Source organism: Pseudomonas faucium, assembly GCF_021602585.1.
Lineage (GTDB): Bacteria > Pseudomonadota > Gammaproteobacteria > Pseudomonadales > Pseudomonadaceae > Aquipseudomonas > Aquipseudomonas faucium.
The window spans coordinates 115309-140605 of sequence record NZ_BQIP01000003.1 but is presented as its reverse complement, the minus strand read 5'-3'; the positions used below and the strand labels follow the sequence as shown (position 1 = coordinate 140605).

At 63.7% G+C, this 25297-nt stretch carries 25 protein-coding genes; 16 read left to right on the top strand and 9 right to left on the bottom strand.

Annotation, left to right across the window (positions count from 1 at the left end):
- Window positions 1-88: 88 nt before the first annotated feature.
- Together L6D75_RS05465 and L6D75_RS05460 are read right to left on the bottom strand one after the other, a co-directional pair.
- Complete coding sequence (locus L6D75_RS05465) at window positions 89-1069, bottom strand: Bug family tripartite tricarboxylate transporter substrate binding protein (RefSeq protein WP_176511006.1); 981 nt, start codon at window positions 1067-1069, stop codon at window positions 89-91.
- Window positions 1070-1114: 45 nt separating this feature from the next.
- Window positions 1115-2404 (bottom strand): OprD family porin, encoded by a 1290-nt coding sequence (locus tag L6D75_RS05460; RefSeq protein ID WP_176511007.1) that lies wholly within the window; start codon window positions 2402-2404, stop codon window positions 1115-1117.
- Between the two features lie 199 nt (window positions 2405-2603).
- On the opposite strand from L6D75_RS05460, the gene L6D75_RS05455 reads away from it, so the two are divergent.
- Both L6D75_RS05455 and L6D75_RS05450 read left to right on the top strand, forming a co-directional pair.
- Entirely contained in the window at window positions 2604-3275 is a 672-nt protein-coding gene (locus L6D75_RS05455) for a response regulator (protein WP_176511008.1), read from the top strand.
- On the top strand, window positions 3268-4647 hold the full coding sequence (locus tag L6D75_RS05450) for a sensor histidine kinase (protein WP_176511009.1): 1380 nt from the start codon (window positions 3268-3270) through the stop codon (window positions 4645-4647). The genes L6D75_RS05455 and L6D75_RS05450 overlap by 8 nt, the downstream gene beginning before the upstream one ends.
- Before the next feature lie 50 nt (window positions 4648-4697).
- On the opposite strand, the gene L6D75_RS05445 is transcribed toward L6D75_RS05450, so the two are convergent.
- The gene (locus tag L6D75_RS05445; RefSeq protein ID WP_176511010.1) at window positions 4698-5504 is read right to left on the bottom strand and encodes an HDOD domain-containing protein; all 807 of its coding nucleotides are present in this window, start codon (window positions 5502-5504) and stop codon (window positions 4698-4700) included.
- Between the two features lie 31 nt (window positions 5505-5535).
- Window positions 5536-6477, bottom strand: a complete 942-nt coding sequence (gene ygfZ, locus L6D75_RS05440) for a CAF17-like 4Fe-4S cluster assembly/insertion protein YgfZ (RefSeq protein ID WP_176511011.1) — start codon at window positions 6475-6477, stop codon at window positions 5536-5538.
- Window positions 6478-6610: 133 nt separating this feature from the next.
- Between ygfZ and L6D75_RS05435 the strand changes: the two genes are divergently transcribed.
- Window positions 6611-6865, top strand: a complete 255-nt coding sequence (locus tag L6D75_RS05435; protein ID WP_008094993.1) for an FAD assembly factor SdhE — start codon at window positions 6611-6613, stop codon at window positions 6863-6865.
- On the top strand, window positions 6849-7307 hold the full coding sequence (locus L6D75_RS05430; RefSeq protein WP_176511012.1) for a protein YgfX: 459 nt from the start codon (window positions 6849-6851) through the stop codon (window positions 7305-7307). Before L6D75_RS05435 ends, L6D75_RS05430 begins: the two co-directional genes overlap by 17 nt.
- Window positions 7308-7414: 107 nt before the next feature.
- Here the strand turns inward: L6D75_RS05430 and nadB are convergent, their stop codons facing one another.
- Entirely contained in the window at window positions 7415-9019 is a 1605-nt protein-coding gene (gene nadB, locus L6D75_RS05425) for an L-aspartate oxidase (RefSeq protein ID WP_176511013.1), read from the bottom strand.
- A gap of 435 nt (window positions 9020-9454) precedes the next feature.
- Here nadB and rpoE point away from each other — a divergent pair, with 435 nt between their 5' ends.
- The 10 genes from rpoE (at window position 9455) to pdxJ (ending at window position 19365) form a co-directional block, all read left to right on the top strand.
- Entirely contained in the window at window positions 9455-10036 is a 582-nt protein-coding gene (gene rpoE / locus L6D75_RS05420) for an RNA polymerase sigma factor RpoE/AlgU (protein ID WP_003252049.1), read from the top strand.
- Window positions 10037-10067: 31 nt separating this feature from the next.
- On the top strand, window positions 10068-10661 hold the full coding sequence (locus L6D75_RS05415) for a sigma-E factor negative regulatory protein (RefSeq protein WP_176511014.1): 594 nt from the start codon (window positions 10068-10070) through the stop codon (window positions 10659-10661).
- Between the two features lie 12 nt (window positions 10662-10673).
- Window positions 10674-11639 carry a MucB/RseB C-terminal domain-containing protein gene (locus tag L6D75_RS05410; RefSeq protein ID WP_176511015.1) on the top strand — a complete coding sequence of 322 codons (966 nt, stop codon included), beginning with the start codon at window positions 10674-10676 and terminating at the stop codon, window positions 11637-11639.
- A gap of 208 nt (window positions 11640-11847) precedes the next feature.
- Entirely contained in the window at window positions 11848-13254 is a 1407-nt protein-coding gene (locus tag L6D75_RS05405; RefSeq protein ID WP_371871917.1) for a DegQ family serine endoprotease, read from the top strand.
- A gap of 183 nt (window positions 13255-13437) precedes the next feature.
- Window positions 13438-15237: a translation elongation factor 4 gene (gene lepA / locus L6D75_RS05400; protein WP_176511017.1), complete on the top strand. Its 1800-nt coding sequence runs from the start codon at window positions 13438-13440 to the stop codon at window positions 15235-15237.
- Window positions 15238-15242: 5 nt separating this feature from the next.
- A complete protein-coding gene (gene lepB, locus L6D75_RS05395) occupies window positions 15243-16097 on the top strand; it encodes a signal peptidase I (protein ID WP_176511018.1) in 855 nt (284 codons plus the stop codon).
- Between the two features lie 162 nt (window positions 16098-16259).
- Window positions 16260-16949: a ribonuclease III gene (gene rnc / locus L6D75_RS05390; RefSeq protein WP_016395642.1), complete on the top strand. Its 690-nt coding sequence runs from the start codon at window positions 16260-16262 to the stop codon at window positions 16947-16949.
- Window positions 16942-17844 (top strand): GTPase Era, encoded by a 903-nt coding sequence (gene era, locus L6D75_RS05385; RefSeq protein WP_176511019.1) that lies wholly within the window; start codon window positions 16942-16944, stop codon window positions 17842-17844. The genes rnc and era overlap by 8 nt, the downstream gene beginning before the upstream one ends.
- A gap of 53 nt (window positions 17845-17897) precedes the next feature.
- Entirely contained in the window at window positions 17898-18581 is a 684-nt protein-coding gene (gene recO / locus L6D75_RS05380; RefSeq protein WP_176511020.1) for a DNA repair protein RecO, read from the top strand.
- A 61-nt stretch (window positions 18582-18642) separates the two neighbouring features.
- Window positions 18643-19365, top strand: coding sequence for a pyridoxine 5'-phosphate synthase (gene pdxJ, locus L6D75_RS05375; protein ID WP_371871918.1), 723 nt, complete (start codon window positions 18643-18645; stop codon window positions 19363-19365).
- A 113-nt stretch (window positions 19366-19478) separates the two neighbouring features.
- Here pdxJ and L6D75_RS05370 read toward each other — a convergent pair whose 3' ends face one another.
- Window positions 19479-20861: a heavy metal sensor histidine kinase gene (locus L6D75_RS05370; protein ID WP_176511022.1), complete on the bottom strand. Its 1383-nt coding sequence runs from the start codon at window positions 20859-20861 to the stop codon at window positions 19479-19481.
- Window positions 20861-21532: a heavy metal response regulator transcription factor gene (locus L6D75_RS05365; RefSeq protein ID WP_176511023.1), complete on the bottom strand. Its 672-nt coding sequence runs from the start codon at window positions 21530-21532 to the stop codon at window positions 20861-20863. The genes L6D75_RS05370 and L6D75_RS05365 overlap by 1 nt, the downstream gene beginning before the upstream one ends.
- 334 nt (window positions 21533-21866) lie before the next feature.
- Between L6D75_RS05365 and L6D75_RS05360 the strand changes: the two genes are divergently transcribed.
- Window positions 21867-22073, top strand: coding sequence for a hypothetical protein (locus L6D75_RS05360; protein ID WP_176511024.1), 207 nt, complete (start codon window positions 21867-21869; stop codon window positions 22071-22073).
- 71 nt (window positions 22074-22144) lie between these two features.
- On the opposite strand, the gene cmoB is transcribed toward L6D75_RS05360, so the two are convergent.
- Both cmoB and cmoA read right to left on the bottom strand, forming a co-directional pair.
- On the bottom strand, window positions 22145-23101 hold the full coding sequence (gene cmoB / locus L6D75_RS05355) for a tRNA 5-methoxyuridine(34)/uridine 5-oxyacetic acid(34) synthase CmoB (protein ID WP_176511025.1): 957 nt from the start codon (window positions 23099-23101) through the stop codon (window positions 22145-22147).
- On the bottom strand, window positions 23098-23841 hold the full coding sequence (gene cmoA, locus L6D75_RS05350) for a carboxy-S-adenosyl-L-methionine synthase CmoA (RefSeq protein WP_176511026.1): 744 nt from the start codon (window positions 23839-23841) through the stop codon (window positions 23098-23100). The genes cmoB and cmoA overlap by 4 nt, the downstream gene beginning before the upstream one ends.
- A gap of 258 nt (window positions 23842-24099) precedes the next feature.
- Between cmoA and L6D75_RS05345 the strand changes: the two genes are divergently transcribed.
- Complete coding sequence (locus L6D75_RS05345) at window positions 24100-25287, top strand: alpha-xenorhabdolysin family binary toxin subunit A (protein ID WP_176511027.1); 1188 nt, start codon at window positions 24100-24102, stop codon at window positions 25285-25287.
- The last annotated feature ends 10 nt before the right edge of the window (window positions 25288-25297 follow it).

The following is a 25297-nucleotide window of genomic DNA, read 5'->3' as shown; positions in this document are numbered from 1 at the left end:
GCCGGCAAGCCGGCTCCCACAGAGGGAGCACGGCTGTAGCTGTGGGAGCTGGCTTGCCAGCGATGAGGCCAGTACCGGCCATCCGGGCTTACTGGATCAGGCCGAATTCCTTGGCCAGCGCCTTGTAGTCGGCCACCTGCTTCTTCACATAGCCGTCCAGCTCTTCACCGGTCATGGCGAACGGGAACAGCTCGCGCTGGTCACGCAGCTGGGCGAAGTCCTCGGAGGCGAGCATCTTGTCGAACGACTGCTTCCACCAGGCGTAGTCTTCGTCGCTGACCTTCGGCCCCAGGTAGAAGCCGCGCACCACCGGCCAGACGATGTCGTAGCCCTGCTCCTTGGCGGTGGGGATGTTCTTCATTTCCGGCTCGTCCAGGCGGTTTTCCGAGAACACCGCGAGGATGCGCATGTTGCCGCTCTGGATATGCGGCATGGAGTCGGAAATGTCGGTGGAGCCTACCTGGATGTGGCCACCGAGCAGCGCGGTGGCAATTTCGCCGCCGCCTTCCAGGGCCACGTAGCGCAGGTCGCGCGGGTTGATGCCGGCGGCCTTGGCGATCAGTGCGGTCTGCATCCAGTCCTGGCTGCCGACGGTGCCGCCGGAGCCGATCACCACCTTGCTCGGGTCCTTCTTCAGCGCCGCGACCAGGTCGTCGAGGGTTTTGTAGGGCGAATCGCTTTTCACCGCGATGGCGCCGTAGCTGGTGCCCACCGCTGCCAGCCACTTCACCGCGTTCTCATCGAAGCGGCCGAACTTGCCCTGGGCCAGGTTCAGCAGCGAGCCGCTGGACCAGGCCACCAGGGTGCCGGCATCGGCCGGGCGCTGGGCGACCACGGCGTTGTAGGCCACGGCGCCGACACCGCCTGGCATGTAGGTCACGCGCATCGGCTTGCTGAGGATCTTTTCCTGCACCAGGGCGCTCTGCACCAGCTTGCAAGTCAGGTCGAAACCGCCGCCGGGCGAGGCCGGGGCGATGCATTCGGGGCGTTTCGGTTCAGCGGCCAGGGCATTGCCGGCCAACAGCAGGCAACCGGTAGCCAGAACGAGGTGGCGCAGTGAAAAGGTCATCGTCTATCTCCGTGAGCATTGTTGTTATGGGTTACCGCTACTGGCTTACCAAAGGGCCACGCTGTAGCTCACCAACAGCCGCACTTCGTCGGCATCGCGGGCGAAGTTGGAACGGAAGGTGGCGTTGCGCAGGCGCACGGCGACGTCTTTCAACGGGCCGCTTTGTACCACGTACTTGAACTCGGTGTTGCGCTCCCACTCCTTGCCCTCGCCACCGGCGGCGCGGCTGACGTTGTCACCGCTGAGGTAGCGGGTCATGAAGGTCAGGCCGGGGATGCCCAGGGCGGCGAAGTTGTAGTCGTAGCGCGCCTGCCAGGAGCGCTCGTCGGCGCCGGCGAAGTCGTTGATCTGGACGAAGTTGACCAGGTAGGGGTCGGCACCGTCGACGTAGGGGAAGGCGCTGTCGCCCGACAGCTGCTGCCAGGCGGCGCTGACCTTGTGCCCGCCCAGGCTGTAGCTGAGCATGCCGTTGAAGGTGGTGTTGTCGATGCGCCCGGCCTTGGCGGCGCCGGCGTCGTCGCTCAGCGCCAGGCGCAGGTCGGCGCCGAAGGTGCCCGGGCCCCAGGGCTGGGTGGCGAGCAGGCCGATGAAGTGCTGGCGGTAGATGTCGTCGAGCTGGGCGAAGTGGTAGCTGCCGGTGATGCGGTCGGTGAACGTGTAGTCCAGGCCGGCCAGGTCGAGGTTGTCGGCCGTGAAGGTGCCACCGAAGCGCCCGTTCTTGTTGTTGAGCGCCAGGTCTTCCCAGTTGGTGTCGTTGCGGTCCTTGGCCTTGTCCAGGCGCCCGCCGGTGAAGGTCAGGCCCTTGATTTCCTGGGAGGTGAGCAGGCCACCTTCGAAGGTTTGCGGCAGGATGCGGCCGTCGTTGGGCTGCAGGGTCGGCAGTTCAGGGATCAGGGTGCCGATCTTCAGTTCGGTCTTGGACACCTTCACCTTGCCGGTCAGGCCGAGCTTGGAGTATTCGTCGGCGGCCTTGCCGTCGTCGTGGGTCGGCAGCAGGCCGGTGTCGGTGCGGTCGGGGCTGGAGTCGAGCTTGATGCCCATCATCCCCAGCGCATCCAGGCCGAAACCGACCGGGCCTTCGGTATAGCCGGACTCGAAGTTGAGCATGAAACCCTGGGCCCATTCGTCGCGCTTGGATTGCTGCGCGCTGGTGCCGTCGCGGAAGTCGCGGTTGAAGTACATGTTGCGGGTTTCGAAGGTCGCCGTGCTGTCTTCGAAGAAGGCGGCCTGGCTCATTGGGGCGACACCGGCGAGGGCCAGGGCACTGGCGATGGCCGAGGGGCGTGCGGACAGGGAACGGGCAGGTGCGAATGCCTGCGGCTGCGATGACAGCATCGGGATGGCTCCGTTTATTGTTCTTATTCGTTGCACCTTGCTGGTGCTTTTTTCGGCGCATGGGGCGACCGTGGTGCGATGCTAGGCAACCAACCTTTCGCTAACCTTTCAGCGCGAAAGGTTTGTCACAAAGGGCTTCACAGGCCGGGCGACAGCGGTACACTCCGCGCCACCGCCCCACCCGAGCAGGGAGAATCCGATGCGTGTGCTGCTGGTCGAAGACCACCTGCAACTGGCCGAAAGCGTGGCCCAGGCCCTGAAAAGCCATGGCCTGACCGTGGATGTATTGCACGATGGCGTGGCCGCCGACCTGGCCTTGGCCAGCGAGGAATATGCCGTTGCCGTGCTCGACGTGGGCTTGCCGCGCATGGACGGTTTCGAGGTGCTGGCGCGCCTGCGCAGCCGGGGCAAGACCCTGCCGGTGTTGATGCTCACCGCGCGCAGCGATGTGAAGGACCGCGTGCACGGCCTGAACCTTGGCGCCGACGACTACCTGGCCAAACCCTTCGAGCTCACCGAGCTGGAGGCGCGGGTCAAGGCGTTGCTGCGCCGAAGCGTGCTCGGTGGCGAGCGCCAGCAGCGTTGCGGGCCGCTGGTGTATGACCTGGACACCCGCCGCTTTACCCTGGGTGAAGACAACCTGACCCTGACCTCGCGCGAGCAGAGTGTGCTGGAGGCGCTGATCGCCCGCCCGGGCCGGGTGATGAGCAAGGAGCAACTGGCCGCCCAGGTGTTCGGCCTGGATGAGGAAGCCAGCCCCGATGCCATCGAAATCTACATCCACCGGCTGCGCAAGAAACTCGATGGCCAGCCGGTGGCCATCGTCACCTTCCGTGGCCTGGGCTATTTGCTCGAGCATCGCGATGCGTGACAACGGCAGCCTGCGCGGGCGGCTCCTGGGCAACCTGGCGTTGTTGCTGGTGGTGCTGATGCTGGCCAGTGGCCTTAGCGCCTACTGGAATGGCCGCGAAGCTGCCGACACCGCCTACGACCGCACCTTGCTGGCCTCGGCCAGGACCATCGCCGCCGGGCTGTCCCAGCGCGACGGCACCCTGAGCGCGGATGTGCCCTACGTGGCGCTGGACACCTTCGCCTACGACAGCGCCGGGCGCATCTACTACCAGGTGCTGGACATCAACCAGAAGCTGATCTCGGGCTATGAAAAGCTGCCGCCGCCGCCGCCCGGCACCCCGCGCACCGACGACTACCCAGCGCTGGCGCGTTTCTACGACGCCTCCTACCTGGGCCAGGATGTACGCGTGGTCAGCCTGCTCAAGGCGGTGAGCGAGCCGAACATGAACGGCATGGCGGAAATCCGCGTGGCCGAGACCGAAGAGGCGCGGGTGCGCATGGCCCGCGGGCTGATGGCCGACACCTTGCTGCGCCTGGGCTTGCTGGCGCTGGGTGCGCTGGTGATGGTGTGGTTTGCCGTGAGCGCCGCGCTGCGGCCCCTGGAGCGCCTGCGCACGGCGGTGGAAGAGCGCCAGCCGGACGACCTGCGGGCGCTGCCGGTGGTGCAGGTGCAGCGCGAACTCGGGCCACTGGTGCATGCCCTGAACCACTTCACCGAGCGCTTGCGCGGGCAGTTCGAGCGCCAGGCGCAGTTCATCGCCGAGGCCGCCCACGAATTGCGCACGCCGCTGGCCGCGCTCAAGGCGCGGGTCGAACTGGGCCTGCGCTCACAGCAGCCCGAGCAGTGGCGCCAGACCCTGGAATCGGCCGCCCAGGGTACCGATCGCCTGACGCACCTGGCCAACCAGTTGCTGTCGCTGGCGCGCGTGGAAAACGGCGCCCGGGCGATTGCCGAAGGCGGCGCGCAGCGCCTGGACCTGAGCCAGCTGGCGCGCGAGCTGGGCATGGCCATGGCGCCACTGGCGCATAACCGCGGCGTGGCATTGGCGCTGGAAGCCGAGGCGCCGGTGTGGCTCAAGGGCGAACCGACCTTGCTCAACGAGTTGCTGAGCAACCTGGTGGACAATGCCCTGGCGCATACCCCGGCAGGCGGCAATGTGATCCTGCGGGTGCTGGCGCCCGCGGTGCTGGAGGTCGAGGACGATGGGCCAGGGATTCCCGAGGATGAGCGCGAGCGGGTGTTCGAGCGCTTCTATCGGCGCGGTGCCCAGGGCAGCGGCCTGGGGCTGGCCATCGTCGGCGAGATCTGCCGGGCGCACCTGGCGCAGATCAGCCTGCATGATGGCGAGCAGGGTGGGCTGAAGGTGCGGGTGAGTTTCATCGCCGATTGAAGGGTTGGCAATGCCGGCCCCTTCGCGGGGCCAGAGCGGTCATCCGCTGTTCAGCGCAACATGCTCCGCGCTTCGAGCAGCTCGGCGATTTCCAGCTCGGTGCCATACGGCAAGCCCAGGTGACGATAGGCCGGCAGCGCCGCCAGCGGCCGGCTGCGCGCGCGCTGGCTCAGGCAGCGGGCAATCTGCACCACGTCGATGTAGTCGACCTTGTCGGTGCTGCGGTCCAGGTCCTGGACCTGGCTCGGCAGGTTGACCAGCTGCTCGGGAAACTCCCAGGAAGACAGGATCTTGTCGCCCAGTACCGGCTGGATCTGCTCGATCACATAGTGCAGGCAGACCGGGTCGGAAAGCAGCTCGTTGTGCTCTTCGGCGTAGATCAGCACCGGCAGCGCGCCAATCTGGTGGACCAACCCGCCCAGGGTCGCCTGGTCGGGTTTGAGCTGGGTGTAGCGTCGGCACAGTTCATAGCTGATGCCTGCCACTTCCAGGCTATTGGCCCAGATATCGCGAAGTTTCTGCTCTACAGCCGAAGACCGGGCATGGAAAATCTGCTCGATCACCAGGCCGATGGCCAGGTTGCAGCTGTAGTTGATACCCAGGCGGGTGATGGCGGTGTGCAGGTCGGTGACTTCGACCGCCGCACGCAGCAGCGGGCTGTTGACCACCTTGATCAGGCGTGCCGAAAGCGCCGCGTCGCGGCCGATCACCTTGCTCAGCGCGGCAACGCTGATTTCCGTGTCTTCGGCGGCCTCGCGGATGCTCAGGGCGACTTCCGGCAAGGTCGGCAGGACCAGGTCATCGTTGTCGATGGCAGCGAGCAACTGTGCTTGAACCGTCTCGGCCAGCTTGTTCATGAACTTCTCTACCGCAGTGGTGGCGTGCTGGTCAGCGCTGGATTTCCCGGTCGCGGTCCAGTTCGTAAGGCAGGCTCAACAGCGCCAGGCGCGGCCCTTGCAGGCTGCCCAGGTGCAAGTTGTCATCTTCCACCGCATCGGCGCTCAGCACTGCCAGCAGCTCGCAGCCCTGGCCGGTGCTGGCCGCAAGCACCACTTCGCCAACCGAGGAGCCGTGGGTGGGCGAGAAGATTTCCGTGCCCGGCGCAGGGACCTGCTGCTCGGCCAGGGCCAGGCGATACTGGCGGCGCTTGAGCTTGCCCAGGTACTGCATGCGCGCGACGATTTCCTGGCCGGTGTAGCAGCCTTTCTTGAAGCTGACGCCGTCGACCGCCTGCAGGTTGATCATCTGCGGGATGAACAGCTCGCGGGTCGGGCCCATGACCTGGCCGATACCGGCGCGGATCTGCCCCAGCAACCAGTCGTTGAGGCTGCCTTCAGGCAAGGTGGCGGCCAATGTTTCGCGCACGCGGGCGGCGCTGTCGGCCGGTACCCACAGCTCGACACGGCCGACGGAGGCGGTGATGGCGATCAGGCCGTCATGGCGCACGGTGGCGCCGGCGCTGGCCGGCACGCTCAAACCCAGGGCTTGCAGCGCGGCATCGCCTTGCTGCAGGCCGAAGCGCACCCAGGCCGCGCTTTCGTCGCTGAGCGTGGCTTTGGAAAACACCGCGTATTTCTTCAGGTCGGCCAGTTGCGCCTCGAGCAGGTCGCTGGCCATCGCCAGCAGGTAGCCATTGCCCTCGGGAAGGATGCGAAAGCTCGACTGCATCCGCCCCTTGACCATGCAGCGGGCGCCGAGGCCGGCGTGCTCGAGGCTCAGGTAGTTGATGTTGCAGGTCAGCTGGCCCTGCAGGAACTTGCCGGCGTCGGAGCCGCGGACGGCGAGGATGCCCTCGTGGGACAGGGGGCTGAAGAAAGCGGAATCGGCCATGGGTCATCGCGGTGGCTAAAGTCTGGCGGCCATCATAGAACGCCGGTAACAAAATAGGTAGGTGACTAGACCAACGCCCGGTGTCGCGCGCGGTTTGGCGCGGTATACTGCGCGACCATTCGAGGAGGGCCCCATGGTCGAACAAACTGAACTCAACCGGCTTTTCTGGCACAGCCGCCGCGGCATGCTGGAACTGGACGTGCTGCTGGTGCCATTCACCCAGGAAGTCTATCCGACCCTCAGCGAAGCCGACCGCGAGCTCTACGTTCGCCTGTTGAGCTGCGAGGACCAGGACATGTTCGGCTGGTTCATGGAGCGTACCGAGTCCGAAGACCCGGAGCTGCAGCGCATGGTCCGCATCATCCTGGACCGTGTCCAGCCCAAGTGAATCCTTCGAGTGCCGTTGGCAGGGCTCGCGCCTGCTGCTGACGGCCTACCTGACCTGCCAGGTGCTGGCGCAGATGGCCTTGTGGCCGAGTGCGCTGCCCTGGTGGTGCTGCCTTGCCGTTCTGGCTGCCTGTATCGCCCACGCGTGCTGGGCCATTCCCCGACGAATCCTGCTGAACGATAACCACGCCATCACCGGTGTGCGCCGAGACGCGCTTGGCTGGCGGGTGTTCAGCCGTGCACAAGGTTGGCAGCCGGTGCGCTTGTGCCGAGACAGCGTGGCGCTGCCGGGGCTGGTGGTGTTGCGGTTCGTCAGGGCAGGGCGGTGGTTTGGCCAGAGCCAGTGCGTGCCTCGCGATGCGCTGGCGGCCGATCAGCATCGCCGGCTGCGGGTCAGGCTCAAGTTCAGTCGGCGCAGGTGGGCAGAGGCATTGGGGCAATGAACAGGTTGTGAGCCGTTCCATCGCCGGCAAGCCGGCTCCCACAGGGATCTTGGCCTGTACTGTTCCTGTGGGAGCCGGCTTGCCGGCGATGGAAGCACCGCGGACTTTCAAACCGGGCTGAGGATGGTGTCCTTGGCCTCGGGCAGCATCCCCGGGTAATCCAGGGTGTAGTGCAGCCCACGGCTTTCCTTGCGCTGCATCGCCGAGCGGATCATCAGCTCCGCCACCTGGGCCAGGTTGCGCAGTTCGATCAGGTCGCGGCTGACCTTGTAGTTGCTGTAGAACTCGTCGATCTCGTCGAGCAGCAGGCGCACGCGGTGTTCGGCGCGTTGCAGGCGCTTGCTGGTGCGCACGATGCCCACGTAGTCCCACATGAAGCGGCGCAATTCGTCCCAGTTGTGCGCGATGATCACGTCTTCGTCCGAGTCGGTCACCTGGCTGGCATCCCAGCCGGGCAGGGCGCTGGGCATCTTGATCTGCGCCAGGTGCGCCTGGATGTCCGCAGCAGCGGCGCGGCCATAGACGAAGCATTCGAGCAGCGAGTTGCTGGCCATGCGGTTGGCGCCGTGCAGGCCGGTGCAGCTGGTTTCGCCGATGGCGTACAGGCCGGGCACGTCGGTGTGCCCGCGATCGTCGACCACCACCCCGCCGCAGGTGTAGTGGGCCGCTGGCACCACCGGGATCGGCTGGCGGGTGATGTCGATGCCGAAGGTCAGGCAGCGCTCGTAGACGGTGGGGAAGTGGCTCTTGATGAAATCGGCTGGCTTGTGGGTGATGTCCAGGTAGACGCAGTCCACGCCCAGGCGCTTCATCTCGTGGTCGATGGCGCGGGCGACGATATCGCGTGGGGCCAGTTCCTCGCGCGGGTCGAAGCGCGGCATGAAGCGCTCGCCATTGGGCAGGCGCAACAGGGCGCCTTCGCCGCGCAGGGCTTCGGTGATCAGGAAGCTCTTGGCTTGCGGGTGATACAGGCAGGTCGGGTGGAACTGATTGAATTCCAGGTTCGCGACCCGGCAACCTGCGCGCCAGGCCATGGCTATGCCGTCGCCACAGGCGCCGTCGGGGTTGCTGGTGTAGAGGTAGACCTTGGCCGCGCCGCCGGTCGCCAGCACGGTGAAGCGCGCGCCAAAGGTGTCCACTTCACCGCTGTTGCGGTTCAGCACGTAGGCCCCCAGGCAGCGGTCACCGGCCTGGCCCAGCCGCCGTTCGGTGATCAGGTCCACCGCCACGCGCTGTTCGAGCAGCTCGATGTTCGGACGCTGGCGCGCCTGGGCCAGCAGCGTGGTGAAGATGGCCGCGCCGGTGGCATCGGCGGCATGGATGATGCGCCGATGGCTGTGGCCGCCTTCGCGGGTCAGGTGGAACTCGAAACCGCCGTCGTCGATGCTGGAATGCTCGTCACGGGTAAACGGCACGCCTTGTTCGATCAGCCACTCGATGGCTTCGCGGCTGTGCTCGACGGTGAAGCGCACCGCGGCTTCGTCGCACAGGCCACCGCCGGCATTGAGCGTGTCCTCGACATGGGACTGCACGGTGTCGGTATCGTCCAGCACCGCGGCGACGCCGCCCTGGGCCCAGAAGGTCGAACCGTTGGCCAGGTCGCCCTTGCTCAGCACGGCAATGCGCAAATGGCCGGGAAGGTTAAGTGCCAAGCTGAGACCGGCGGCGCCGCTGCCGATCACCAGGACATCATGTTGGAATTGTTGGCTCATGTCGGGACACTAGTAATCTTGGAAAGGGGCGCGGCACAATAGTCACGCGCAGATGGCATTGTGAAACTATCGTGAACGCAGGCCGGGCTGCCTTTATAGCAGCCTGCGGTAGACAATTTCCATGCCACCTGCGACGTTACGGCGATCTTCGGGGGAACTTTCCTGTACGCCTGGAAATCCTATGAAGGCTGCCCGTGCGCCAGAATTTCGCGCGGCGACGCGTGGCGGCAGCTCTATCCGGGCTGACACCTGCGTATCCGAAACCTGATTATCGACGCAGCCGGCCGTGCCCGCGCCGCGTCTTCCGTGCGAGCCGACCAAGGGCCGCAGGAAACTTGCTTGGAGGAGAGAACTTTTGCGAAAAGCCCGAGTCTATGTTTGCAAGCCTGAACGATGGCTTTTGCAACGCTCCTTCAAGTTCACTGAGGAGTGTTCATGCTAACCCAGGAAGAGGATCAGCAGCTTGTCGAGCGCGTGCAGCGCGGCGACAGGCGAGCGTTCGATCTGTTGGTGCTGAAGTATCAGCACAAGATTCTCGGGTTGATCGTGCGGTTCGTTCACGATACCCACGAAGCCCAGGATGTGGCGCAGGAAGCCTTTATCAAGGCCTACCGTGCGCTTGGCAATTTCCGCGGAGACAGTGCGTTTTACACCTGGCTGTACCGCATCGCCATCAACACGGCGAAGAATTACCTGGTGTCCCGTGGAAGACGGCCTCCAGACAGTGATGTGAGCTCCGAGGATGCGGAGTTTTACGACGGCGATCATGGTCTCAAGGATCTCGAGTCCCCAGAGCGCTCGTTGTTGCGGGATGAAATCGAAGGCACTGTCCATCGCACCATCCAGCAACTGCCCGAAGATCTGCGCACGGCATTGACCCTGCGTGAATTCGACGGGTTGAGTTACGAAGACATTGCCAGTGTCATGCAATGTCCGGTGGGTACCGTGCGCTCTCGAATCTTCCGCGCTCGGGAGGCCATAGATAAAGCCCTGCAGCCGTTGTTGCAGGAAACCTGAGACAGCGGCGACAGCCAAGAGAGGAACCGCCATGAGTCGTGAAGCTTTGCAGGAATCGCTGTCCGCGGTGATGGATAACGAAGCGGACGAACTGGAATTGCGTCGGGTGCTGAATGCCGTCGACGATGCCGAAACCCGTGCCACCTGGTCGCGTTACCAGGTAGCCCGCGCAGCGATGCACAAGGAGCTGCTGCTGCCCAAGCTGGATATCGCCTCGGCGGTGTCTGCCGCACTGGCTGACGAAGCCGTGCCTGCCAAGGTCAAGCAAGGCCCTTGGCGCAGCATCGGCCGCCTGGCCGTTGCAGCATCGGTGACCGTTGCGGTGCTGGCGGGTGTGCGCATGTACAACCAGGACGAAATCACCGGTGCCGAGCTGGCTTCTTCCCAGCAGCCTGCGCAACAAGGCCTGAGCATGCCACAAACTCAGGGCCCGGCCGTTCTGGCAGGCTATAGTGAGAGCAGTGAGCAACCGACCGGGCCAATGGCCAACGGTGTGCTGCAGAACCAGGCCGGCTGGGATCAGCGTCTGCCAGGCTACCTGCGCCAGCATGCCCAGGAATCTGCGCTCAAGGGCACTGAAACCGCACTGCCTTATGCTCGCGCTGCCAGCCTGGAAAACCGCTAAGTAAGGAGGATCATGCGCGCGCTACCTCTTCTGTCGCTGCTGATAGGCAGCTGCGTGATGGTGCCAGCGTTGGCGGCCAACTCTTCGCCCGAGGCGAACGAATGGTTGAACAAGCTGGCACAGGCCGAGCAAAAACAGAGTTACCAGGGCTCCTTCGTCTACGAGCGTAACGGCAGCTTCTCTTCCCACGATATCTGGCACCGGGTTCAGGACGGCAAGGTCAGCGAGCGGCTGCTGCAGCTCGATGGCGCCGCCCAGGAAATCGTGCGTGTGGATGGCAAGGTGCAGTGCGTCAGTGGTGCCCTGGTCAGCGGCGTAGGTACGCCGCCTGATGCGGGTACGCGAGTGCTCGATCCTCTCAAGCTCATGAGCTGGTACGACCTGCGTCTTGCAGGCAAGGCGCGCGTCGCCGGGCGCGATGCCGTGATCGTTACCCTGACCCCGCGGGACCAGCACCGCTACGCCTTCGAGTTGCACCTGGATCGCCAGACAGGCCTGCCCCTGCGTTCATTGATGCTCAATGACAAGGGGCAGTTGCTCGAGCGCTTCCAGATGACCCGCCTGGAAACCGACAACCTGCCCACTGACCAGGACCTGCACCCGAGCGCGGCGTGCAAGCCGGTAGAGCGTGTGGCCAGCACCAAGACCGATGCGGTGGCCGGCTGGCGTTCGGATTGGCTCCCCGACGGCTTCGAGCTCATCAACAGCACCGTTCGCCGCGACCCGGCACGCGACAGCACCATCAGCAGCCTGATGTACGACGATGGCCTGGCCCGTTTTTCGGTGTTCCTGGAGCCTGTGAAGGACGATTCCGGCGCCGATGTACGTACTCAGCTCGGCCCGACCGTGGCGGTATCGCGCCGTTTGAATACGCCCAAGGGCAAGGTGATGGTGACCGTTGTCGGCGAGATTCCACTGGGTACCGCAGAGCGCATCGCGCTGTCGATGCGGCCCCAGGATGCTCAGGCGCGCCAGTGATGGCGCGTTTTTTCTGGTCGTGCCAAACCTTGCGATGCTGCGGCTGAAATGAAATTAAAGCATTGTCATTTGCAATCCATCGGCAAATTTCCTATAGGTCAGGCTTCTTGGAGCCTGGCCTTTCCTGCTTCTGCAGGGGCCTTACGCTAACTACGCTCGTTGTGACGGGAGCCGTATGTCAATACCACGCTTGAAATCCTACCTAACGATGTTCGCCGCCGTGCTGATGCTCGGCCAGGTGCTCAGCGCCCAGGCCGAAGAAGCCCTGCCGGACTTCACCACCCTGGTCGAGCAGGCCTCGCCGGCGGTGGTCAACATCAGTACCAAGCAGAAGCTGCCAGACCGGCGCGTCGCTTCCGGGCAGATGCCGGACCTCGAAGGCCTGCCGCCGATGTTCCGCGAGTTCTTCGAGCGTAACATGCCGCAGCAGCCGCGTTCGCCGCGTGGTGATCGCCAGCGTGAGGCGCAGTCGCTGGGCTCTGGCTTCATCATTTCCAGCGATGGCTACGTGCTGACCAACAACCACGTGGTTGCCGATGCCGACGAAATCATCGTGCGCCTGTCGGACCGCAGCGAGCTGCAGGCCAAGCTGGTCGGCACCGACCCGCGCACCGACGTGGCGTTGCTCAAGGTCGAGGGCAAGGACCTGCCGACCGTCAAGCTGGGTGACTCCGAGAAGCTCAAGGTCGGTGAGTGGGTGCTGGCCATCGGTTCGCCATTCGGTTTCGACCACTCGGTGACCAAAGGTATCGTCAGCGCCAAGGGCCGTACCCTGCCCAACGACACCTATGTACCCTTCATCCAGACCGACGTTGCCATCAACCCGGGCAACTCCGGCGGGCCGCTGTTCAACATGAAGGGCGAGGTGGTGGGTATCAACTCGCAGATCTTCACCCGTTCGGGTGGCTTCATGGGCCTGTCCTTCGCCATCCCGATCGACGTGGCGATCGATGTGTCCAACCAGCTGAAGAAAGACGGCAAGGTCAGCCGCGGCTGGCTGGGCGTGGTGATCCAGGAGGTCAACAAGGACCTCGCCGAGTCCTTCGGCCTCGACAAGCCGGCCGGTGCCCTGGTGGCCCAGGTGCTGGAAGATGGCCCGGCAGCCAAGAGCGGCCTGCAGGTGGGCGACGTGATCCTGAGCATGAACGGCCAGCCGATCGTCATGTCGGCTGACCTGCCGCACCTGGTCGGTACCCTCAAGGCCGACGAGAAGGCCAAGCTGGAGATCATCCGCAACGGCAAGCGCCAGACCCTGGATGTGACCATTGGCGCGATGCCCGATGACGACGCCGACATCGGCACCGGCAGCGGCGCAGAAGGCAGTGCCGAGCGCAGCAGCAACCGCCTGGGCGTCTCCGTCTCCGACCTGACCGCCGAGCAGAAGAAGTCGCTGGAGCTCAAGGGCGGCGTGGTCATCAAGGAAGTACAGGACGGCCCGGCAGCGATGATCGGCCTGCGTCCGGGTGATGTCATCAGCCACCTGAACAACCAGGCGATCGCTTCGGCCAAGCAGTTCACCGAAATTGCCAAGGACCTGCCGAAGAACCGTTCGGTGTCCATGCGCGTACTGCGCCAGGGGCGCGCCAGCTTCATCACCTTCAAGCTGGCGGAATAAGCCGGGCCTGAAGGAGGAAAGGGCAGCTTCGGCTGCCCTTTTTCATGAGATTTCACAATTCTTGGCGAAAATGCGCGGACACTGTGCGACAGAGGAATCTCCCATATCCCTGCGGCTTCAGGTACAATTCCCGGCTATTTTTCGGCGGGCGTTCCGGCTCGCAGCCTTTTCGAGTGTTGACCCGTGAGTGATTTGAGTCATATCCGCAATTTCTCCATCATCGCCCACATCGACCATGGCAAGTCGACGCTGGCCGACCGTTTCATCCAGATGTGCGGTGGCCTGTCGGCGCGCGAAATGGAAGCCCAGGTTCTCGATTCCATGGACCTTGAGCGTGAACGCGGTATCACCATCAAGGCCCACAGCGTCACGCTGAACTACAAGGCGCAGGACGGCAAGGTCTACCAGCTCAACTTCATCGACACCCCCGGCCACGTCGACTTCACCTATGAAGTCTCGCGCTCGCTGGCGGCCTGCGAAGGTGCCTTGCTAGTGGTGGACGCCGGCCAGGGCGTCGAAGCCCAGTCCGTGGCCAACTGCTACACCGCCATCGAGCAGGGCCTGGAGGTGATGCCGGTCCTGAACAAGATGGACCTGCCGCAAGCCGACCCGGACCGCGTCAAGGACGAGATCGAGAAGATCATCGGCATCGACGCCACCGATGCCGTGGCCTGCAGCGCCAAGAGCGGCATGGGCGTCGACGAGGTGCTCGAGCGCCTGGTGCAGACCATCCCGGCGCCGGAAGGCGACATCGACGCGCCGTTGCAGGCGCTGATCATCGACTCCTGGTTCGACAACTACCTGGGCGTGGTCTCGCTGGTGCGTGTGCGCCAGGGCCGCGTCAAGAAGGGCGACAAGATCCTGGTCAAGTCGACCGGCAAGACGCACCTGGTCGACAGCGTGGGCGTATTCACCCCCAAGCACACCCAGACCGCTGACCTCAAGGCCGGTGAAGTAGGCTTCATCATCGGCAGCATCAAGGACATCCACGGTGCACCGGTCGGTGACACCCTGACCCTGTCCACCACCCCTGAAGTGGAAGTGCTGCCAGGCTTCAAGAAGATCCAGCCGCAGGTCTATGCCGGCCTGTTCCCGGTCAGCTCCGATGACTTCGAAGACTTCCGCGATGCGCTGCAGAAGCTGACCCTCAACGACTCGTCGCTGCAGTACATGCCAGAGAGCTCCGACGCCCTGGGCTTCGGCTTCCGTTGCGGCTTCCTCGGCATGCTGCACATGGAGATCATCCAGGAGCGCCTGGAGCGCGAGTACGACCTGGACCTGATCACCACCGCACCGAGCGTGATCTACGAGCTCGAGCTCAAGACCGGCGAAACCATCATCGTCGACAACCCGTCGAAGCTGCCGGACGTATCGGCAGTCGCCGACTTCCGCGAGCCGATCGTCACCGCGACCATCCTCGTGCCTCAAGAGCACCTGGGCAACGTCATCACCCTGTGCATCGAGAAGCGTGGCGTACAGCGCGACATGCAGTTCCTCGGCAGCCAGGTGCAGGTGCGCTACGACATGCCGATGAACGAAGTGGTACTGGACTTCTTCGACCGCCTGAAGTCGACCAGCCGCGGCTATGCTTCGCTGGACTATCATTTCGATCGCTACCAGTCGGCCAACCTGGTCAAGCTGGATGTACTGATCAACGGCGACAAGGTCGATGCCCTGGCATTGATCGTGCACCGCGACAACGCGGCCTACAAAGGCCGTGCGTTGACCGAAAAGATGAAGGAACTGATCCCTCGGCAGATGTTCGACGTGGCGATCCAGGCAGCCATTGGCGGCCAGATCATCGCGCGGACGACGGTCAAGGCACTCAGAAAGAACGTACTGGCCAAGTGCTACGGTGGCGACGTCAGCCGTAAGAAGAAGCTGCTGGAGAAGCAGAAGGCCGGTAAGAAACGCATGAAACAGGTCGGCAACGTGGAAATTCCACAAGAAGCCTTCCTCGCCGTGCTCAGGTTGGATAGCTAGGTCCTATGTCGCTAAATTTCCCGCTGTTGCTAGTCATCGCCGTAGCCGTCTGCGGCCTGTTGGGCTTGATCGACCTGCTGTTCCTGGCCCCGCGCCGGCGGGCGGCGGTCGCCAACTACCAGGGTAGCGTCAACCAGCCAGAAATGGCGGTGGTCGAGCGCCTGAACAAGGAACCGCTGCTGGTGGAGTACGGCAAGTCGTTCTTCCCGGTGCTGTTCATCGTGCTGGTGTTGCGTTCGTTCCTGGTCGAGCCGTTCCAGATTCCGTCGGGGTCGATGAAACCGACCCTGGAAGTGGGCGACTTCATCCTGGTGAACAAGTTCTCCTATGGCATTCGCCTGCCGGTGATCGACAAGAAGGTCATCGAGGTCGGTGACCCGCAGCGCGGCGATGTGATGGTGTTCCGCTACCCAAGCGACCCGAACGTCAACTACATCAAGCGTGTGGTCGGCCTGCCGGGCGACCAGGTGCGCTACACCAGCGACAAGCGGCTGTTCGTCAATGGCCAGCCGATTGCCGAGCAGCTGGTTGGCGCCGAGCCAGGCACCCTGGGCAGCGCCGAGCTGTACAAGGAAAAACTCGGCGCCGCCGAGCACCTGATCCGCAAGGAGATGACCCGTTATCGCATGCCGCCGGACCAGCAATGGACCGTGCCGGCCGGCCATTACTTCATGATGGGCGACAACCGCGACAACTCCAACGACAGCCGCTACTGGGATGACCCGAACATTCCCAAGGAGCTGCACGGCATGGTTCCGGACCGGAACATCGTCGGCAAGGCCTTCGCGGTGTGGATGAGCTGGCCAGAGCCGAAACTCAGCCACCTGCCCAACTTGTCGCGGGTTGGCCTGATCCATTGATACCCCATCGGCGCTGTCCTGAAGACAGCGCCGAATGCATTTCTGACATAGGCTGTGTTCTCAAGGATCGAGAGTTTCGCCGCTCGCCGCGACGGACCACAGCCCAACAGTCTTCCAGGATGTTGATTTGAACAACGCGTTGAATAACCCACGGGTGGCTGCATGACTGCTCCCCTTGCCCGTCTCGAGCGCAAGCTCGGCTACACCTTCAAGAACCAGGACCAGATGTTGCTGGCCCTGACCCACCGCAGCTACGCCGGGCGCAACAACGAGCGCCTGGAGTTTCTCGGTGACTCCATTCTCAACTTCGTCGCTGCCGAGGCGCTGTTCGAGCGCTTCCCGCAGGCCCGCGAAGGCCAACTGTCGCGCCTGCGTGCCCGCCTGGTGAAGGGCGAGACCCTGGCCCGCCTGGCCCGTGGTTTCGACCTGGGTGAATACCTGCGCCTGGGCTCGGGAGAGCTCAAGAGTGGTGGCTTTCGCCGCGAGTCGATCCTGGCCGATGCCCTGGAAGCACTGATTGGTGCCATCTATCTGGACGCCGACATGCAGACGGCGCGCGAGCGCATCCTGGCCTGGCTGACCGACGAATTCGACAGCCTGACGCTGGTCGATACCAACAAGGACCCGAAAACCCGCCTGCAGGAGTTTCTGCAGTCGCGTAGCTGCGAGCTGCCACGTTACGAGGTGGTGGACATCCAGGGCGAACCGCACTGCCGCACCTTCTTCGTCGAATGCGAAGTGGTGCTGCTGAACAACAAGAGCCGTGGCCAGGGCGTGAGCCGGCGTATTGCCGAGCAAGTCGCCGCCGCCGCCGCATTGATCGCCCTGGGCGTGGAGAATGGCAATGACTGAGAACAACCCGACCCGCTGCGGCTATGTGGCCATCGTTGGCCGCCCCAACGTGGGCAAGTCGACCCTGCTCAACCACATCCTCGGGCAGAAGCTGGCGATCACCTCGCGCAAGCCGCAGACCACCCGCCACAACATGCTCGGCATCAAGACCGAGGGTGACGTGCAGGCGATCTATGTCGACACCCCCGGCATGCACAAGGCCAACGACAAGGCCTTGAACCGCTACATGAACCGCAACGCCTCGGCGGCCCTGAAGGACGTCGATGTGGTGATCTTCGTGGTCGACCGCACGCGCTGGACCGACGAGGACCAACTGGTGCTCGAGCGCATCCAGTACGTGACCGGCCCGGTGATCCTGGCAGTGAACAAGACCGACCGCATGGACGAGAAGGCCGAGCTGATCCCGCACCTCAAGTGGCTGCAGGAGCAACTGCCCAATGCCGAGATCGTGCCGATTTCGGCCCAGCAGGGGCACAACCTGGAGTCGCTGGAAGCGCTGATCGCCAAGCACCTGCCGGAAAACGAGCACTTCTTCCCGGAAGACCAGATCACCGACCGCAGCAGCCGCTTCCTGGCCGCCGAACTGGTGCGCGAGAAGATCATGCGCCAGCTGGGTGCAGAGCTGCCGTACCAGATCACCGTGGAAATCGAAGAGTTCAAGCAGCAAGGCCACGTGCTGCACATCCATGCCCTGATCCTGGTCGAGCGGGACGGCCAGAAGAAGATCATCATTGGCGACAAGGGCGAGCGCATCAAGCGTATCGGCTCCGATGCGCGCAAGGACATGGAAACCCTGTTCGACGCCAAGGTCATGCTCAACCTGTGGGTCAAGGTCAAAGGCGGCTGGTCCGATGACGAGCGCGCCTTGCGTTCGCTGGGCTACGGCGACTTGTAACCCCTCCAGAGGCCCGGATTTCTCCGGGCCTCTGCCTTTCCAGGCGATTTTCCATGGAACAACCCGTCGCCCAGCCGGCCTACGTGCTGCATAGCCGTGCCTACAAGGAAACCAGCGCGCTGGTGGATTTCTTCACCCCCCAGGGCCGCATGCGCGCGGTGTTGCGCCGCGCGCGCGGCAAGGGCGGCAGCCTGGTTCGGCCGTTCGTGCCGCTGGAAGTGGAGTTGCGCGGGCGCGGCGAGCTGAAGAATGTCGGGCGCCTGGACAGCGTCGGCATCGCCGCCTGGCTGCATGGCGATGCGCTGTTCAGTGGCCTGTACCTCAATGAGCTGCTGATGCGCCTGCTGCCCGCCGAGGCGCCTCAGCCGGAGCTGTTCGAGCACTATGCCCTGACCTTGCAGGCGCTGGCCGCAGGAAGGCCGCTGGAGCCGCTGCTGCGCGCCTTCGAATGGCGCCTGCTGGATGACCTGGGCTATGCCTTTTCGCTCAGCCACGACATCAACGACGACCCCATCGCGGCCGATGGCCTCTATCGTCTGCGGGTCGACGCTGGCCTTGAGCGGGTGTACCTGGTGCAGCCCGGCCTGTTTCACGGCACCGAGCTGCTGGCCCTGGGCCAGGCCGACTGGCAGGCACCTGGCGCCTTGCTTGCGGCCAAGCGCTTGATGCGCCAGGCATTGGCGGTGCACCTGGGGGCAAAACCACTGGTCAGCCGGGAACTGTTTCGCAAGCGCTGAGCACGTCGTATGCTGTGGGGCTAAATCTTCAGGAGAGCCTTCCGTGACTCACAGCAACCGCATGCTTCTGGGCGTCAACATCGACCACGTGGCGACCTTGCGCCAGGCCCGCGGCACCCGCTACCCGGACCCGGTCAAAGCCGCGCTGGACGCCGAAGAGGCCGGCGCCGACGGCATCACCGTGCACCTGCGCGAAGACCGCCGGCACATCCAGGAGCGCGATGTGCTGGTGCTCAAGGACGTGCTGCAGACGCGCATGAACTTCGAGATGGGCGTGACCGAAGAGATGATGCTGTTCGCCGAGAAGATCCGCCCGGCGCACATCTGCCTGGTGCCGGAGACGCGCCAGGAGCTGACCACCGAGGGCGGCCTGGACGTGGCCGGCCAGGAGGCACGGATCAAGGCTGCGGTCGAGCGCCTGTCGCGCACGGGCGCCGAGGTGTCGCTGTTCATCGATGCCGACGAGCGGCAGATCGAGGCCTCGCGCCGGGTCGGCGCGCCGGCCATCGAACTGCACACTGGCCGCTATGCCGATGCGCATACGCCCAGCGAAGTGGCCGAAGAGCTCAAACGCATCGTCGATGGCGTCGCGTTTGGTGTTGGCCAAGGCTTGATCGTCAACGCCGGCCATGGCCTGCACTACCACAACGTAGAGGCGGTGGCGGCGATCAAGGGCATCAATGAACTGAACATCGGCCATGCGCTGGTGGCGCATGCGCTGTTCGTCGGCTTCAAGGCGGCGGTGGCGGAGATGAAGGCGCTGATCGTTCAGGCTTCGCGCTGATTTGTGGGTTGTCTGTACTGGCCTCATCGCCGGCAAGCCGGCTCCCACAGGGATGTCACTGTTCCAATGGTGGGAGCCGGCTTGCCGGCGATGGGGCCAGTACTGGCAATGACCTATTCGGCGCAAAACACCAAGGAAAACCGCGTCGGCCCCGCTGACTTGCTGGCGACTTCGACCCGCCCCCCATGCAGCTGCATGATCGACTCCACGATCGCCAGCCCCAGCCCCGTGCCACCCTCCAGCCGCGAGCGCCCCGACCCCGCTCGGTAGAACCGCTCGAACAAGCGCGGCAGATGTTCATCGGCAATCCCCGGCCCCTCGTTCGCCACCCACAGCCACACCTCGTTGCCATGCCGTTCGATGCCCAGGCTGACTTCACAGCCTTGCGGGCTATGGCGAATCGCATTGCTCAGCAGGTTCGACAGCGCGCGCTGGAACATCAGCCGGTCGCCCAGGGCCGTGCCCCAGCCCTGCAACCGCAGTGTCAGCCCCTTGTGCTCGGCGCTGAAGGCAAACAGTTCCAGCACCTGCTGCGCCTCGTCAGCCAAGGCCAAGGGCTTGAGCGCCACTTGCATCTGAGGTTGGCTGACCTGGGCGAGAAACAGCATGTCGTTGATGATGCGGCTCAGGCGAGTCAGCTCATCGATGCTGTCGGCCAGCACTTCCCGGTACTGCTCGCTGTCGCGCTCGCGGGCCAGGGTCACCTGGGCCTTGCCCATCAGGTTGCTCAAGGGCGTGCGCAGCTCATGGGCCAGGTCGTCGGAAAACTGCGACAGCTGGCGCACGCCCTGGTCCAGGCGGTCGAGCATGACATTGATGCTGGTGGCCAGTTCGGCCAGCTCTGGCGGCAAGCCATGGTCGGGCAGCCGGTGCTGCAGGTCCTGGGCCGATACCCTGCCGGCGATGCGGCGGAAGTGGCGCAGCGGTTTCAAGCCGCGTTGCACCAGCCACCAGGCGCCGGCGCCGATCAGCAGCAACAGCAGCGGCAGGGCCAGCAAGGTCGAGTGCAGGTAGGCCTGCAGCAGGTCGTTGTCGTCTGCGCGGTTGAGCGACATCATCACCCGCACCGGGGTGTCGTCGCGCAAGCGCATCTGCCGGCTGGCGGTGAGCAACTGCTGGCCGCTGCTGTCGCGCCATTGGTGAAAGCGCAGCTGGTTGTCGGTGTACAGCTCGCCCACCCGCGACTCCAGGGCCGGGCCGAGGCTCAGCAGGTGCGGGTGGCGGCCATCGAGGGCGAGCACGCTGAGGCTCAGGTTGTCGTGGCCCATCACCAGGTCGAGCAGCGGGTGGGCGCGGCTGCCCAGGTCTTCGCTGCGCAGGTCGACCCGCAGGTTGTGCTCGACTTGCAGCATCTTGCGCGCCAGGTCCTTGCGGGCGCGGCTGTCGAGCTCATGCTCGAGGGCGAACACCGCCAGGCAGGCCAGCAACAGCACCAGCGCGGCGCCCATCAGGGTCACGCCCAGGCCCAGGCGCAGCGACAGGCTGGCCTGGCGCATCAGCGCGCCTCCAACACGTAGCCCACGCCGCGCAGGGTGTGGATCAGCTTGTCTTCGAACGGGTCGTCGATCTTGGCGCGCAAGCGGCGGATCGACACCTCGACCACGTTGGTGTCGCAGTCGAAGTTCATGTCCCACACCAAGGAGATGATCTGCGTGCGCGACAGCACTTCGCCGCTCTGGCGCATCAGCAGGTGCAGCAGGGCGAACTCCTTGGCGGTCAGGTCGATGCGCTGCCCGCCCCGGTAGGCGCGGTGGCGGCCGGGGTCCAGTTCCAGGTCGGCAACGCGCAAGGTGCTGGGCTGCATCTGCTGGTCGTTGCGGCGCAGCAGGCTGCGGATGCGCGCCAGCAGCTCGGGAAACTCGAACGGCTTGAGCAGGTAGTCATCGGCGCCCAGGTCCAGGCCCTTGACCCGGTCGGCCAGGCGGCCGTGGGCGGTGAGCATCATGATGCGCGTGGGCGACTCGGCGCGCAGGCGCTGCAGCACGGTCCAGCCATCGAGTTCGGGCAGGTTGACGTCGAGGATGACCAGGTCATAAGGCTGCTGGCGAGCCATGTGCAGGCCGTCGGTGCCGGTGTGGGCGCAATCGACCACGTAGCCGTTCTCGCGCAGGCCCTGCTGCAGGTAATCGGCGGTTCGCAGTTCGTCCTCGATGATGAGTAGGCGCATGGGGGGCTCGGGGCAATGGAAGGGGGGCGATTCTCGACCCTGTAGCTGGATCAGGGTCAAGCGGCAGGATGTTACGGCATGCGAAAGCGGAAACGGGGCAGATAACGGATTTGTAATCCTGGTGTTATCTGGCTGTCTGCCAGGGCCTTATCGCCGGCAAGCCGGCTCCCACAAAGATCGATGAAACCAGCAAAGACCCCTGTGGGAGCCGGCTTGCCGGCGATAGGGTCAGCGCTGACGCCACATTGCAAGACTGTAATCCCCCCCTCACCTTGGCGTTAGCTGCGCGTGGCTAGGATGGCCCTGTCTGATCGGTTATCACGAGGCAAGCACGATGAACCTGAGCAAATACCTGTTGCTGGCGACCCTCGCCCTGGGCAGCGCCAGCGTCTATGCCGAAGGGGGCGCGGAGCGCTCCCGGCAATTCTGGGAAGCCTTCCGCCAGGACCAGCAGCGCCTGCACGGCGACGACAAGCAGCAGGCGCTCGCCGAGCGTGAGCGCAAGGCCCAGGAAACCGCGCGCAAGGTGGCGCAGGACTGAGGCAACGGCACCTGCGCCGAAACAGCTCCTCGGCACAGGTGTGATTTGGGCGCCCCCACGGGGCGCTTTTTTTATTTGCGCGCCAGCAACGTGGCGCGGCGCGGGGCCGGCAGGCCTTCGACGGTCTTGCTGTGGTCGTGCGGGTCGAGGAAGTCGCCCAGCGACTGGTAGCGCATCCACTCGGTGCTGCGTTGTTCCTCGACGCTGGTCACGCTCACATCCACGCAGCGCACGTCGCTGAAACCGGCACGCCGCAGCCAGCGCTCCAGCGCCGGCACCGAGGGCAGGTACCAGACGTTGCGCATCTGCGCGTAGCGGTCCTCGGGCACCAGCACTTGCTGCTCGTCACCTTCGATCACCAGCGTCTCCAGCACCAGCTCGCCGCCCTTGACCAGGCAGTCCTTGAGCGCCAGCAAGTGCTCGATGGGCGCGCGGCGGTGGTAGAACACGCCCATGGAGAACACCGTGTCGAACCCTTCGAGGTTGGCCGGCAGGTCTTCCAGGGCGAAGGGCAGGTGCCAGGCGGGCAGCTCGGGCAGGTACTGCTGCACGGCCTGGAACTGGCAGAAGAACAGCCAGTTGGGGTCGACGCCGATGACCATGTCGGCACCGGCGCCGAGCATCCGCCACTGGTAGTAGCCATTGCCACAGCCCACGTCGAGCACGCGCTTGCCCTTGAGGTCCAGGTGCGGGCCGACCCGCGACCACTTCCAGTCCGAGCGCCATTCGGTGTCCACGTGCACGCCGAACAGGTCGAACGGCCCTTTGCGCCAGGGCGACAGCCCCATCAGCGCATCGCGCACTTGGGCGCGGGTGGCGTCGTCGCAGTCGCAATCCAGGCGCAGGCCTTCGGCCAGGTCGACCACGCTCGGTTGCAGGGCTGGCAAGGCGTCCAGCGCGCCGCGCCAGCGGTCGAGGTCGCCGTGGCCTTTTTCCAGCTTGGCATCCAGTTGCGCTTGCAGGCCTTGCGACCAGGAAGCCAGGGGCGTGCCCGCCAGGCGGCGGACGAGGGGAGACAGATCGATCATGGCAGGGCTATCAACGAGGCAAAGTTAAGGCATTGGAACCACGGCACCACCTTGCTGAAGCCTGCCGCACGCAAGCGCTCGGTGTGGGCCTGCAGGGTGTCGGGCTTCATCACGTTCTCGATGGCACTGCGTTTCTGGGCGATTTCCAGTTCGCTATAGCCATTGGCGCGTTTGAAGTCCAGGTGCAGTTCATTGAGCAGGGCCTGTTCCTCGTCGTCGGCAAAACGCAGTTTCTCCGAGAGGATCAGTGCGCCGCCGGGGAGCAGGGCTTGGCGGATGCGGCCCAGCAGCGCCAGGCGCTGATCGGGGGCGATGAACTGCAGGGTGAAGTTCATCGCCACCACCGAGGCAGGCTCGAAGGGCAAGGCCAGGATGTCGGCCTCCAGCACCTGCACCGGCAGCAGTTCCTGGAACATCGAGTCTTGCGCAGTGAGGTATTGCCGGCAGCGGTCGACCATGGCTGCCGAGTTGTCCACGGCAATCACCTGGCAGCCCTCGCTGCGCACATGGCGGCGCAGCGACTGGGTGACGGCACCCAATGAGGCGCCGAGGTCGTACAGCCTGGTATTCGGCTGGGCAAAACGCGCCGCGAGCACGCCGAGGTTCTCGACGATGGTCGGGTAGCCGGGCACCGAGCGCTTGATCATGTCCGGGAACACGCGCACCACGTCTTCGTTGAAGGCGAAGTCGGGCACCTGTTCCAGAGGTTGAGAGAAGAGGCGGTCGGGGTTTTGGCTCACGGCAGGCTCAAGCGTGGGTGATGAGGGGGCAATATTCTAGCCAAAAGCGGCCGTGGCTGCCTATTTATCAGACCGAAGTGACACAAGGCCGCCATGGGGAGGAGAGGGTTCCGCTACTCCCGGGTCTTGCCACGCCCGGTGAATTTTCAGGCACGTTATCGACAATACCCTGACTTCAGTAATCAACGGCCAGCGCTACTTTATTTGAGCGGTTTCATTTCTGCTTTGAATATTTTAGACCCACCGTGGAGGTGTTGTATGAGCAGCGGCAGTGTGGAAGATTTACCTCTATCGCAAGGTGGCGACGCAAAGCCTGATGAGAAAAAGCCATTTGATCAGCTGACGGAAGAGCAGCGGGCCATATTGATTCCGAGCCAGATATTTAACTTCAAGAGGGAAGCACCAGCCTTTATCTTCAGCCAAGAAAACCTGACAACGATCAAGCGTTACACGACGCAGGTTAATCGTTTGCCAGGGCATGAAAAAGTGGTAGGCGAGGGGGCACTGGCTATCCTTGGGCTTGACGCAACGGATGTTAACCATCTTTTTGATAACCTGCGTGCGCACGTAAGATTCTGGGGTGAAGTTGAAGACGCCTGCAAAGACATAGGCGCTGAACTTCATGTGTTTGCGGAGGGCCTCATCGATGATGGTGAGCAATTTTTAAAGGCTGTTGAAAAAAGCGATTCCTGGAAAGTAGTCGCTGAAGACTTAGCTGTTCACGAGGCTGTCAAGCTTTCTGAAGGCGATAGTAAAATATTCAATGACAGTGTGGATACTTACTTACGGAACATCGCCGAAGATATCGCCCACAGGCTCGAGAGTATCCGGCACGTCAGAAAACTCATCGATCGCTTTGGCGACATGATTACCGATAGCTTGGAGCCGGAGGCCAGAGGCTTGTATGGCAGGTTCGACGGCCACGATGCGGCAAAAAAATTGCTGGAAATAGAAACGGAACTGGCCTCACTGAGTGAAGCCATTGAGCAAAAACTCTCAGAGTACAGTGGGCTTGTCGGCTCAGCATTCTTTGGCCTGCTTTTCGGGCCTATCGGGCTCGCCATTACGGGCGGGATCTATGGTGCTAAAGCTGAAGCGGTACGGGCTGATAAAAATGAATTAATCGATAAACATGTGCAGCTTTCAGCGCGTAAAAATGCGTTGCTGGGGGGAGGAGTGGACCAATTCGAAAGCATCAAGAGTCTTTTACGAGATATGCAATTCAGGTTGGTCGAAGTCAGTACGGCGGCCAAAAACCTGGAAGATGTTTGGGTACTATTGGAAGCCTATGCGAACAGTTCGCTGAAGAAGGTTGAAGGCCTGTCGACGCAATTGGAGTTTAAGCGCTTTGTCAGAGGCTTCCAGCGGGTTATCTCTCCGTGGACGGAAATCGTAGGTATTACCGGTCACATCTCTAAACTGTTCAATGAATCCGTTGGTCTTTAAGGAGCGCTGC